The organism is Staphylococcus roterodami (assembly GCA_022493055.1).
In the GTDB taxonomy this organism is placed as follows: Bacteria; Bacillota; Bacilli; order Staphylococcales; family Staphylococcaceae; genus Staphylococcus; species Staphylococcus singaporensis.
The window spans coordinates 2,444,257-2,457,119 of record CP092781.1 but is presented as its reverse complement, the minus strand read 5'-3'; the positions used below and the strand labels follow the sequence as shown (position 1 = coordinate 2,457,119).

11 protein-coding genes and 1 pseudogene are annotated in these 12,863 nt (G+C 32.2%); 9 read left to right on the top strand and 3 right to left on the bottom strand.

The window, feature by feature from the left end; genetic code table 11:
- Positions 1-21: 21 nt before the first annotated feature.
- Entirely contained in the window at positions 22-645 is a 624-nt protein-coding gene (locus ML436_12080; GenBank protein ID UMT77854.1) for a TetR/AcrR family transcriptional regulator, read from the bottom strand.
- A 159-nt stretch (positions 646-804) separates the two neighbouring features.
- Here ML436_12080 and ML436_12075 point away from each other — a divergent pair, with 159 nt between their 5' ends.
- The 5 genes and pseudogenes from ML436_12075 (at position 805) to ML436_12055 (ending at position 4,417) form a co-directional block, all read left to right on the top strand.
- The gene (locus ML436_12075; protein UMT77853.1) at positions 805-2,082 is read left to right on the top strand and encodes a YhgE/Pip domain-containing protein; all 1,278 of its coding nucleotides are present in this window, start codon (positions 805-807) and stop codon (positions 2,080-2,082) included.
- Positions 2,083-2,283: 201 nt separating this feature from the next.
- Positions 2,284-2,715 carry a DUF2871 domain-containing protein gene (locus tag ML436_12070; GenBank protein UMT77852.1) on the top strand — a complete coding sequence of 144 codons (432 nt, stop codon included), beginning with the start codon at positions 2,284-2,286 and terminating at the stop codon, positions 2,713-2,715.
- 118 nt (positions 2,716-2,833) lie between these two features.
- A pseudogene (locus ML436_12065) lies at positions 2,834-2,932 on the top strand (hypothetical protein).
- A gap of 13 nt (positions 2,933-2,945) precedes the next feature.
- A complete protein-coding gene (locus ML436_12060; GenBank protein ID UMT77851.1) occupies positions 2,946-3,980 on the top strand; it encodes an NAD(P)/FAD-dependent oxidoreductase in 1,035 nt (344 codons plus the stop codon).
- Between the two features lie 35 nt (positions 3,981-4,015).
- The gene (locus ML436_12055) at positions 4,016-4,417 is read left to right on the top strand and encodes a GNAT family N-acetyltransferase (protein ID UMT77850.1); all 402 of its coding nucleotides are present in this window, start codon (positions 4,016-4,018) and stop codon (positions 4,415-4,417) included.
- A 46-nt stretch (positions 4,418-4,463) separates the two neighbouring features.
- Here ML436_12055 and ML436_12050 read toward each other — a convergent pair whose 3' ends face one another.
- Positions 4,464-5,468 carry an oxidoreductase gene (locus tag ML436_12050; GenBank protein ID UMT77849.1) on the bottom strand — a complete coding sequence of 335 codons (1,005 nt, stop codon included), beginning with the start codon at positions 5,466-5,468 and terminating at the stop codon, positions 4,464-4,466.
- A 194-nt stretch (positions 5,469-5,662) separates the two neighbouring features.
- On the opposite strand from ML436_12050, the gene ML436_12045 reads away from it, so the two are divergent.
- Both ML436_12045 and ML436_12040 read left to right on the top strand, forming a co-directional pair.
- A complete protein-coding gene (locus tag ML436_12045) occupies positions 5,663-6,178 on the top strand; it encodes a GNAT family N-acetyltransferase (GenBank protein ID UMT77848.1) in 516 nt (171 codons plus the stop codon).
- Positions 6,179-6,492: 314 nt separating this feature from the next.
- Complete coding sequence (locus ML436_12040) at positions 6,493-7,098, top strand: hypothetical protein (GenBank protein UMT77847.1); 606 nt, start codon at positions 6,493-6,495, stop codon at positions 7,096-7,098.
- A 146-nt stretch (positions 7,099-7,244) separates the two neighbouring features.
- Here ML436_12040 and ML436_12035 read toward each other — a convergent pair whose 3' ends face one another.
- Positions 7,245-8,924, bottom strand: a complete 1,680-nt coding sequence (locus tag ML436_12035; GenBank protein ID UMT77846.1) for a CDP-glycerol glycerophosphotransferase family protein — start codon at positions 8,922-8,924, stop codon at positions 7,245-7,247.
- Positions 8,925-9,239: 315 nt separating this feature from the next.
- Here ML436_12035 and ML436_12030 point away from each other — a divergent pair, with 315 nt between their 5' ends.
- Both ML436_12030 and mqo read left to right on the top strand, forming a co-directional pair.
- A complete protein-coding gene (locus ML436_12030; protein UMT77845.1) occupies positions 9,240-10,838 on the top strand; it encodes an L-lactate permease in 1,599 nt (532 codons plus the stop codon).
- A gap of 379 nt (positions 10,839-11,217) precedes the next feature.
- Entirely contained in the window at positions 11,218-12,696 is a 1,479-nt protein-coding gene (gene mqo / locus ML436_12025; GenBank protein ID UMT77844.1) for a malate dehydrogenase (quinone), read from the top strand.
- Positions 12,697-12,863: the final 167 nt, after the last annotated feature.

Here is a 12,863-nt window from a genome sequence, read left to right as displayed (position 1 = left end):
TTAGAGGAAAGCAAACAATGGTTACGATTGTATATTTGTCTTTGATTTATGCAAACGATTTTCTGCCATTATTCTTAAAGGTCCGTTAAAAATAATATTATGCACATGTTTAGCTAAGTCATCAACCGAAATGGGTTGCTTGTCCAATACCCAATATTTAATAACTGAAATCGTTGCTCCGGAAACATAGCTATAAAAGTACATTTCGGGTATACCTCCAATAGTATGGTCGATACTAATATATCGTTGCATATTATTCTTAATGTGTTCATTGATTTTCAACTCAAGTTGACTTGTACGTTCAAGTTGTAAGATAGTGTGATAAAACTCTAAATTATCGTGAATATGCTGAAAAATATTTTTTAGTATATTATTCACAAATGTATTTGCAATATCTTCAATTGAAGAGCCATGTAACAAATCAAACTGAGTGTATGTTGACAGTTCAGAAATATACTCATCTTCCATATCAGCGAGTAACATATATTTATCTTCGTAATGTAAGTAAAATGTACCCCTATTGATATCAGCGCGAGTTGTTATGTCGCGAATAGTAATTTTTTCTAAATCTTTTTCTTGTAGTAGTTTAGTGAACGCATTCTTAATGGAGGATTTAGTCTTTCTAATTCGCCTATCTTCTTTCAAAAATGAATCAACCTCCTTTTTAATGAACAAAATAGGATTATGTGTTCATTATTAAACAACTTGATGAACATTGTGTATTGTTTAATCCCATTAACATATTATAATAGACAACATGCGAAATATTCAACACATTGTCTAATAAGGAGGTAAAAAAATAAAATGAATATGTTTAAAAATAAAATGTTATGGATTGCACCGATAGCAATTATGGTTATCCTTGTTATATTTTCTTTAGCTTTTTATCCAGCATATAATCCAAAGCCTAAAGATTTACCAATTGGTATTTTAAATGAGGATAAAGGTACAACAATCCAGGATAAAAATATTAATATTGGGAAAAAATTAGAAGATAAACTATTAGATAGTAACTCTGATAAAATAAAATGGGTTAAAGTTAAAAATGAAAAAGATTTAGAAAAAGATTTGAAAGATCAAAAAATCTATGGTGTAGCGATTATTGATAAAGATTTTTCAAAAGATGCTATGAGCAAAACACAAAAAGTGGTTATGGATAGTAAAAAAGAAGAAATGAAGCAAAAAGTTGCTTCTGGCGAAATTCCACCACAAGTTGTTCAACAAATGCAACAAAAAATGGGTAATCAGCAAATCGATGTTAAACAGGCTAAATTTAAGACAATTGTAAGCGAGGGATCAAGCTTGCAAGGTTCTCAAATTGCTTCAGCTGTATTAACTGGAATGGGTGATAATATTAATGCCCAAATTACGAAACAAAGCTTAGAAACATTAACAAGTCAAAATGTTAAAGTCAATGCATCAGACATTAATGATTTAACAAATCCTGTTAAAGTAGATAACGAAAAACTTAATAAAGTTAAAGATCACCAAGCAGGTGGTAATGCACCATTCTTAATGTTTATGCCAATTTGGATAGGTTCAATTGTTACCTCTATCTTATTGTTCTTTGCATTTAGAACAAGTAATAATATTAAAATTCAACATCGTATTATTGCATCAGTTGGTCAAATGATATTCGCTGTTATTGCAGCATTTGCGGGTAGCTTTGCTTATATTTACTTCATGCAAGGTGTACAAGGATTTGATTTTGGACACCCTAATCGTATTGCAATCTTTGTAGCATTTGCAATTTTAGGGTTCGTCGGACTTATTTTAGGTGTCATGGTATGGTTAGGTATGAAGTCAATTCCAATTTTCTTCATTTTAATGTTCTTTAGCATGCAGCTTGTAACATTACCAAAACAAATGTTGCCTGATAGTTATCAAAAATACGTATACGATTGGAATCCATTCACGCATTATGCAACAAGTATAAGAGAATTATTGTACTTAAATCATCATATTGAATTAAATAGTACAATGTGGATGTTCATAGGATTTATGATTTTTGGTGCTGTATCAAGTTTAGTATCAGCTATTGTTAGAAAACATAGCACAAAACGTACTGAAGTTCCGTCATAATATAATAAATGTAAAAATAGCTATACAAGACGTTTGTAGCGAGCGTCATTGTATAGCTATTATTGTAATTTAGTTTAAAACGATGTTGTGCTGGATGAAATAGATAATGTTAAGCGAAAAGGTTGTACGATTTCTTCGCGATTTTGTCACTGTTATAATCATTATAATCAGATATAATGAAAAGGTGAGGGAGGATTCAAAATGCGTAGGTTATTATATTCATTTCTTTTTTATATGATCATAGGGCTATTCAGTGGCTTCTTTTATAGAGAGCTAACAAAAGCATATGATTTTACGGGTACAACTCAATTATCACTTGTACACACACATACACTTATTTTAGGTATGTTTATGTTTTTAATATTATTACCATTGGAGAAGTTATTTAAATTATCAAGTTATTACTTATTTAATTGGTTCTTTTATGTATACAACATAGGTGTTATCGTCACAATAGGTATGATGGTAACTAAAGGATTCTTCCAAGTTACAGGTAAATCATATTCTCCAGAAGCATTTGCGGGATTTGCAGGTATAGGGCATACGGGTATGCTTGCAGGTTTATTATTGCTGTTTTTCTTATTAAGACAAGCAATCCTTAAAGAACCACGTGATGAGTCTTTTAAAAAATAAAATAATTAGAATTGAAAATATACACATCTTTCAAAGAAAACAATTTGGTTTGGAGCTTTGGAAGGTGTGTTTTTTTATAGTGATGAAATCATTTTGATATTTCAAAGCTAACTATGCGATTTATTTTAACAATGCAAGCATTAATAGTATAATGGTTTTAAATGATAATTATTATCAATTTGAGTGCGTTAATGAAAGAAATGAATATAGAGAATCACAGGAGGCACATAATGAAAGACGTAACAATCATTGGTGGCGGTCCGTCTGGTTTGTACGCAAGCTTTTATGCTGGATTGCGAGGTATGTCTGTAAGATTGATTGATGTTCAATCTGAATTAGGGGGTAAAATGAGAATTTATCCTGAAAAAATTATTTGGGATATTGGTGGTATTGCACCAAAACCTTGTCATGAAATTTTAAAAGATACAATTAAGCAAGGTTTATATTTTAAGCCAGATGTGCATTTAAATGAGCGTGTGATAGATATTAGGAAAAAGGATGATCGTCATTTTGAGGTCGAAACAGAAGCGGGCCAAATCTATACTTCGAAAGCTGTTATCGTTGCGATTGGTGCGGGCATTATTAATCCGAAACAACTAGATATTAAAGGTGTAGAAAGGTATCAATTAACTAATTTACATTATGTTGTACAAAGTTACAGACGTTTTAAAGATAAAGATGTTTTAATTTCAGGCGGAGGTAATACAGCACTAGATTGGGCGCATGACATTGCTAAGATTGCTAAAAGCGTGACGGTTGTTTATCGTAAAGAGGACATAAGTGGTCATGAAGCAATGAAAACACTGGTGACAGATTTAAATGTGAAACTATGCCCAAAAACACGTATTAAATATTTAGTCGGCAATGATGATGAAACGCATATTAGTGAAGTCGTTTTGGAACATGTCGAGAGTGGTGATACGCAATCTGTTAAATTTGACGATGTTATTATTAGTCATGGATTTGATCGCTGTAATACATTGTTGAGCGAAACTTCTTCAAAGTTAGATATGCATGATGATTGTCGTGTTAAAGGTTTTGGTAATACGACAACAAGTATACCTGGTATCTATGCGTGTGGAGATATTGTTTATCATGATGCTAAATCACATTTAATTGCAAGTGCATTTAGTGATGGTGCAAATGCAGCGAACCTTGCTAAAACATATATTGAACCGGATGCAAATGCAGAGGGCTATGTTTCAAGTCATCATGAAGTTTTTAAAGAAGCGAATAAGACTATTGTAAATAAACATTTATACTAAGTTGATATAATATTTGATGAAAAGTGGGGATGATGGTGGTTAAATTGACATATAATATTCCGACGTGTGAGGATTATTGCGCACTAAGGGTAAACGCAGGAATGAGCCCTAAGACGCACGAAGCAGCCTCAAAAGGACTACCGAATGCCTTGTTTACTATAACCTTGTATGATAAAGACAAGTTGATTGGAATGGGCAGAGTGATTGGCGATGGAGGAACTGCTTTTCAAATTGTTGATATTGCTGTTTCGAAAAGTTATCAAGGTCAAGGTTACGGTAGTCTAATTATGGAGCATATTATGCAATATATTAAACAAGTTGCTGTTGAAAGTACATACGTTAGCCTGATCGCAGACTACCCGGCGGATAAATTATATGCAAAATTTGGTTTTATACCTACCGAACCAGATTCAGGTGGCATGTATATTAAATACTAAAATAAAAAGACATCTCGCAAAACGGGATGTCTTTTTTTTATGAATACTATTTATCTACACCGAAATCGATAACGATGCGACCTTTATTTTCATGATTAATTACTTTATTAAGTTGTTCTGGAAGTTCATCAAATGTTATCACTTGCTTAATTTCATGTAAATTTTCAGGCTTTAAATCTTTTGCGAGACGACGCCAAACACGTTGTCTTAATTTCATGGCTGTAAATACAGAATCGATGCCTAAAATATTTACACCTCTTAAAATGTGAGGGAATACAGAGTTAGTATAAGTATTACCAGCAGTCATACCAATAACTGCAATTGAGCCACTATGATTTAAACGCTTAGTAACATAATTTATACCTTCACCACCGACCGGATCAACACAGGCTTGCCAAGTAGATGATGCAAGAGGTTTAGTATTATCTTCTTCTACGGAAAGACGATCGATAACTTCTTTGGCACCAAGTTCAAGTAATTGATTGCTAACATCTTTCTTGCCTGTACTTGCGATAACCTTATAACCAAGCTCATTTAGCATCAAAACAGCTAATGTTCCCACACCACCTGAAGCGCCTCTTACGAGTACAGGGCCATCTTCGATATTCATACCAACTTTTTCAAGACGTTCAATGGCTAATCCAGCAGTATAACCGGCTGTTCCATAAATCATTGCTTCTTCTAATGTTATTGTATCAGGGAGTTTAACAATCCACTCTGATTTAACACGAGCATATTCACTAAAACCACCAAAATGGCTGACGCCTAAGTCATAACTTGTTACAATCACTTGATCGCCTTGTTGATAACCTGGGGCATCTGACTCAACAATTGTTCCTGCTAAATCAATTCCTGGAACCATAGGGTATGATTTTACTACTGCATTGTGATCTTGAGTCGCTAAAGCATCTTTATAGTTTATACCAGAATAATGGACTTTAATCAGCACATCTCCTTTAGGTAAGTCGGCAGGTGATAACTGTTTAAAAGTAGATGTGACTTTACCACTTTCATCCTTGTCAATGACAAACGCTTTAAATGTTTCTACCACAACGATACATCCTCTCTTTTTCTCTTTTCAAATACGATCATTTTACTGGAATAAATGTATCATTTATTGATGTTACACACAATAAATACAATTTGTTATTGCTTTGTGTTAATGTATTTTTACATAGTTGCTTAGAAAATGAACTCATAAACAAACATTTTTAAAGTAACCTACAGCTCGTTGGAGGGGAGAATATGACAGGGGAAATAAAAGTAATTACAGATAAAGATGCGGTGGAATTAGTCACATTAGCTAAACAAACATTTTACGATACATTTGGAGCGTACTATGATGATAAAGATTTCGAACTGTTTTTTGATGAAAATTATACTGTAGAAAAATTTACACAAGAAATAAATGATGCATCATCTTTTCATTATTTTTATCAGGAAAATGGTGAAAATGTAGGATATATTAAGATGAATATCAACGATGCACAAACTGAAAAAATGGGTGCATCGTATTTAGAAATTCAAAGAATATATTTTAAGGAAGACTTTCAAGGTGGCGGAAGGGGTTCTCAATTGATCGCATTAGCTGAGCAAACTGCTCGAGAACATCAAAAACATAAAATTTGGTTGGGGGTTTGGGAACATAATCCGCGTGCACAAGCATTTTATCAACGCCATGGATTTTCTGTAGTTGGGGAGCATCATTTTCAAACAGGTGAAGTCACAGATACAGATTTAATAATGGAAAAAGAGCTATAATTCCAGTTGTTTATTGAAAAATTCAAAAAGAAGGCAATGTGGTTTTAATTAGTGCATTAATTTTTAAAATTTGTGATGAAGTATTTAATGAAAATGATTAAATACATAGAAAACAAAAAATTCACAAAAATTAAATAATAAAGGTTAGAAATTAGGGTATAATAAAAAGAAACTTGGATTGTAGTTGTTACAGTTGTGGAAATATTTTCTGCATTTGTATGAGTGTCTTTAGTATCATTCCATGAAATCATGGCTATATAAGATATGTATTTCAAGCTTTATTCAATGAATTAGAATTATAGGAGGAGATATGTATGAAAAAGTTAGTTACAGGTTTATTAGCATTGTCATTATTTTTAGCGGCATGTGGTCAAGATAGTGACCAACAAAAGGATAATAGCAAAGATAAAAATGATAAGGCTAAAACGGAACAACAAGATAAAAAAACTAATGATACATCTAAAGATAAAACAGAAAAGAAAGATGATAATAAAGATGTAAACAAAGACAACAATACAAATGATAATCAACAACAATCTAATTCAAATGCAACAAACAATAATCAAAACCAAACAAATAATAATCAAACTAGCAATAATCAAAAGTCAAATTACGTTGCACCTTATTATGGTCAAAACGCAACACCGGTTGCACGAAATATTTATCCATTTAATGGTAATAAATCACAAGCATTACAACAGTTACCAAATTTCCAAACAGCTTTAAATGCAGCTAACAGTGAAGCAAATAAATTTGGTAGCAATAATAAAATTTATAATGATTATTCTATTGAAGAGAACAACGGAAATTATAAATATGTCTTTAGTTTTAAAGATCCGAATGCTAATGGTAAATATTCAATTGTGACAGTTGATCACACTGGTCAAGCTATGGTTGCAGATCCAAACTATCAACAATAAAGTCTATGTAAATATGATATAAGTTAAAAATTTAAAACGGTAAACTCTATAATATGAATTAGGGTTTACCGTTTTTGTGTTCATACAAGTATAAATATTGTCGTTCTAAAGTACATTTAATACTCATTTACAGTCACTAAGGAATTTTAACGCTGTTGATTAGATTTCATCTTAGACAATATGAGTTGAGATATCGATTCAAATGGTTGTTCTTTATGTTGTATTTGAGGATATTTTACAACTGTTATTGCCTGGGAAATTAAGTTGCTAATTAATAGTTGACGATCTGTATACCATATTTTTGAAAAATGTCTCCAAATTTCTTCATTAACACCTTGTTCATCAACAAATTGACTGTGGTTTGGGGTGTATAGAGCTACCGTTTTATCAATAGATAACGCATCAAATACTATATTTGAATAATCTGTAACAATAATATCAGACATAAGAATCAAGTCTTGAACACTAAGATAATTTGGTGCAACGATTACCTCTTCCGGTAATATTGATTCATCAACACCTTGTACAACGACATGGTAGGCTTTGAATAAAGCATCTGATAGTGGTAATTGTTGCGCACTCACTAATCCAATAGGTGCATATAATAGTACTGGTTTACTATCATCTATTTTAAATGATTTCTTATATTGTTGTTGAATTGTCGTTTCATTACGCTTTTGTGATAAGTATTGTTGTTTAGCGTTACCGTACGCTAAAACATTTGATTGATGACTAGGAAAAGCTGTTTCATAAAAATGACTGATATCATCAGCAGAATGGATAACATAGTCAAATTGTAACCAACGATTATACCTATTAGCGCGATAATAAGGTGTTTCCAAATTCTTTGTAGTTTCTTTACTATCTAAAAATAATCGTATCAATGGCATACCTTGATGTAATTGGATTAAAGTACCATTTGGCTGTAGTGAGTCAGGGATATCATTTTCCACCAAAACAACACGAGCATTGTTTATTAATTCAACAGCTTCTTCTGACTTCGGCGATACAAAATGTGGGCCACGGCGATCGTCAGTAATGAAATAACACGCTGTCATGGGGTTATGCTTAACAAAATAATTGAATAAATATTTTGAATTACCCGCATATTGATAATCATTACCTATAAAAACGATATGGTTTTTTAACAGTTCAGGTTGCTTCGTGTAAATACCTAAATGATGTAATTGCTTGTTATCGAAACGTTGCTTTGATATTTTGTATAGCCACTTAGGAAGTAAAAATTTTGTAGAATATAACCAATTATCTGGTGCGTTAAGTTGTTCTGTGTCTTCAACATAAACGTTTCGAAAAGGGATGGCATGTCGATTTATATACGCGATTTTATTTAAATAGAACTGTGACATCATATCGATATCTTCAAATGTTTGCATAATATCCCATATTGAACTGCTTGTCGCTATAGGTGCTTTAAAATCAAAGACGACATGACCATCTACTGATAATTCACCGCTTATTAATGTTAATAAAGCTAGGTCAAATAGCGTTTCAATATGATATTGCTGTACTAATTCAAGAGTTTGATTAATAGCGTAAATCATATTTGGATAATAATTGGAATTGTTTGCCCAATCGGTAAAGTTGATTGATTTTTGTCCGAAATAGCGGCAATCGTTTTTGTATTGACCATCCACAGTATAATCGACCACGATTGATGTGGGATGCAATTGAACAGCTTCTAACATTGATTGATAAATCATGATTTCATTAGCATATGGAACAATATGTGTATAACCTTCAGCTTGAGCTTTTATTAATTGAGATTCAAATTTTTGCATATTAGAAACATTTATCTGTTTAATCATAGCTATAACTTCCATTTCTCATCGTAGTATCTTTCTCATTTTATCACGGTCTTATGTAAAATTCATGAATTGTATGAGTCGCTTTATTACATTAAGTACAATTCATTTTGATTAACAGATTTAAAATGAAAAATAAAACAATTAAATAGGAAAGTGATATTGTTAATAGTCTGAAAAGATGGTATATTTTAATTGTGAAAAAAATCACATTGATCTCACTGTTCTGAAAATGTTATCGATAACAAAAAGCTATAGCCAGAGCATGATTTTAATGAAGCAATAACACTACTACTTTATGGAAAGAAGAGTCAGCCTATGTTAGTAAATACGTTTAATCCATTTGATAATTTATTATTATCGTCTTTAATTGCAGCAATACCGATTGTATTATTTTTACTTTGTTTAACAGTCTTTAAAATGAAAGGTATTTATGCGGCAATTACTACACTTGTTGTAACATTACTTATTGCAATACCATTTTTCAAATTGCCAGTTGGCATAGCCTCTGGTGCAGTAGTTGAAGGTTTCTTCCAAGGTATTATTCCGATTGGTTATATCGTTATGATGGCAGTACTTTTATACAAAATTACTGTTGAATCTGGGCAATTTTTAACAATACAAGATAGTATTACAAATATTTCACAAGACCAACGTATACAAGTTTTACTTATTGGATTTGCATTTAACGCATTTTTAGAAGGTGCAGCAGGCTTTGGTGTGCCGATTGCAATTTGTGCGCTATTATTAACTCAATTAGGATTTAACCCATTAAAAGCTGCGATGTTATGTTTAGTTGCAAACGCAGCATCAGGTGCTTTTGGTGCAATTGGTATTCCAGTTGGTGTGGTTGAAACATTGAAATTACCTGGCGATGTTTCAGTTTTAGGTGTTTCTCAATCAGCAACTTTGACATTAGCTATCATTAATTTCGTTATTCCATTCTTACTTATCTTTATCATTGATGGCATAAGAGGAGTTAAAGAAACATTACCAGCAATTTTAGTAGTTTCCATTACTTATACTGTTACTCAAGGTTTATTAACAGTTTTCAACGGACCAGAATTAGCAGATATTATTCCACCGTTATTAACAATGTTAGCGTTAGCAGTATTTTCTAAAAAATTCCAACCAAAACATATTTATCGTGTTAACAAAGATGAAGAAATCGAACCTGCTAAAGCACACTCTGGTAAAGCTGTATTACATGCGTGGAGCCCGTTCATTGTTTTAACAGTTATCGTAATGATTTGGAGTGCACCATTCTTTAAAAACTTATTCTTACCAAATGGGGCATTATCATCATTAGTATTTAAATTTAATTTACCTGGTACAGTAAGTGACATTACGCATAAACCATTAGTGTTAACATTAAACATTATAGGACAAACTGGTACAGCTATTTTACTAACTATTATTATTACAATTTTAATGTCTAAAAAGGTTAATTTTAAAGATGCAGGAAGATTATTTGGTGTAACATTTAAAGAATTATGGTTGCCAGTTCTTACAATTTGCTTCATTTTAGCAATTTCAAAAATTACAACTTATGGTGGTTTAAGTGCAGCAATGGGACAAGGTATTGCGAAAGCAGGTAATGTGTTCCCAGTATTATCACCAATTTTAGGTTGGATTGGCGTATTTATGACTGGATCTGTTGTAAATAACAATTCATTATTCGCACCGATACAAGCGTCTGTTGCTCAACAAATTGGTACAAGTGGTTCGTTACTCGTATCTGCGAATACAGTAGGTGGTGTAGCTGCAAAATTAATTTCTCCACAATCGATTGCGATTGCCACTGCAGCTGTTAAACAAGTTGGTAAGGAATCAGAATTATTGAAAATGACATTGAAATACAGTGTTTGTTTATTAATCTTTATCTGTATTTGGACATTCATTTTGTCATTACTTTAAAATGTATTTCAAAATATAATACAACCAGGATGAGATGTTTTCTAACGTCTCATCTTTTTTTATTGGATTATTAAAGTAAGAAGTTTGATATTACAATAATGATAGCGCTTTATGTTAAAATGAAAAATGAGTAATTGGATATCAAAGCAATATTGTTGATAGCTGTTAAGGTTCATGGTTTTGTCTTTTTCCTGAGGCTTATAAAGTATATAATTAAAGTAGTTTAGTTCTTATAAATTAATTTATATACATAATCAGAAAATATGAAAGCCTAACCATAGGAACCTGTTTAGACACATATTTATTCAAAGTGGTATCAATGCGTAGAATTTAGTTGAAAGTTCCATTATTCATTTTAAAAAGGGGGACTGTATTTGTTATGACAACACAACATAGCAAAACAGATGTCATCTTAATAGGTGGCGGTATTATGAGTGCAACTTTAGGAACATTATTGAAAGAATTATCACCAGAGAAGAACATTAAAGTGTTTGAAAAATTATCACAACCTGGCGAAGAGAGCTCAAATGTATGGAATAATGCTGGTACAGGTCACTCTGCACTATGTGAGTTAAACTATACAAAAGAGGGCAAAAATGGCACGGTTGATTGTAATAAGGCAATTAAGATAAACGAGCAATACCAAATTTCTAAGCAATTTTGGGCATATTTAGTTAAAACTGGACAACTGGATAACCCAGGTCATTTTATTCAAGCGGTGCCACACATGAGCTTTGTTATTGGTGAAGAAAATGTAGCATTTATTAAAAATCGTGTAGCAACATTGCAGAAAAATGTTTTATTCGAAAAAATGAAGTTATCTCAAGATGAAGAAGAAATGAAATCTTGGGTACCATTAATGATTGAAGGTCGTAAATCAAATGAACCGATTGCGTTAACGTATGATGAAACAGGTACGGATGTGAACTTTGGTGCTTTAACTGCAAAGTTATTTAATAATTTAGAACAACGTGGTGTTGATATTCGATACAAACAAAATGTATTAGATATTAAACAACAAACAACAGGGACATGGTTAGTAAAAGTAAAAGATTTAGGAAGTAATGAAACAAAAACATATGAAGCTAATTTTGTATTTATTGGCGCTGGTGGTGCGAGTTTACCACTATTACAAAAAACAGGTATTAAGCAATCAAAACATATTGGTGGATTCCCTGTTAGTGGTTTATTCCTTCGCTGTACGAATCAAGAGGTCATTGATCGTCATCATGCTAAAGTTTATGGGAAGGCAGCGGTTGGTGCACCACCAATGTCAGTACCACATCTAGATACACGCTTTGTAGATGGTAAACGTTCATTATTATTTGGGCCATTTGCAGGATTTTCACCTAAATTTTTAAAAACAGGTTCACATATGGATTTAATTAAATCAGTTAAGCCGAATAATATTGTAACGATGTTATCTGCTGGGATAAAAGAAATGAGCCTTACTAAATATTTAGTTTCGCAGTTAATGTTGTCTAATGATGAGCGTATGGATGATTTGAGAATCTTTTTCCCAAATGCGAAAAATGAAGATTGGGAAGTTATTAAAGCCGGTCAACGTGTACAAGTAATTAAAGATACTGAAGATGCAAAGGGTAATTTACAATTTGGTACAGAAGTTATTACTTCAGACGATGGAACGTTAGCTGCCTTATTAGGAGCATCGCCTGGAGCATCAACAGCTGTTGATATTATGTTTGATGTATTACAACGTTGCTATCGAGATGAATTCAAAGATTGGGAACCGAAGATTAAAGAGATGGTACCATCATTTGGTTATCGCTTAACTGAGCATGAAGATTTATATCATGAAATTAATAAAGAAGTAACAAAATATTTGAATGTAAAATAACAATAAAAACGAGGTCGGGACAAAAGCGTTTAGGATTTGAGCAGAACCGAACGATGAGCAAAATTGTTTTCCAAATTTTGTCGAATCGTGAGAGTTTCTGACGAAAATCCTGCTTTTGGGACGCCGTTAATCGGTTTCCCAGAGCACAAAATCTTTATGTCTCAATC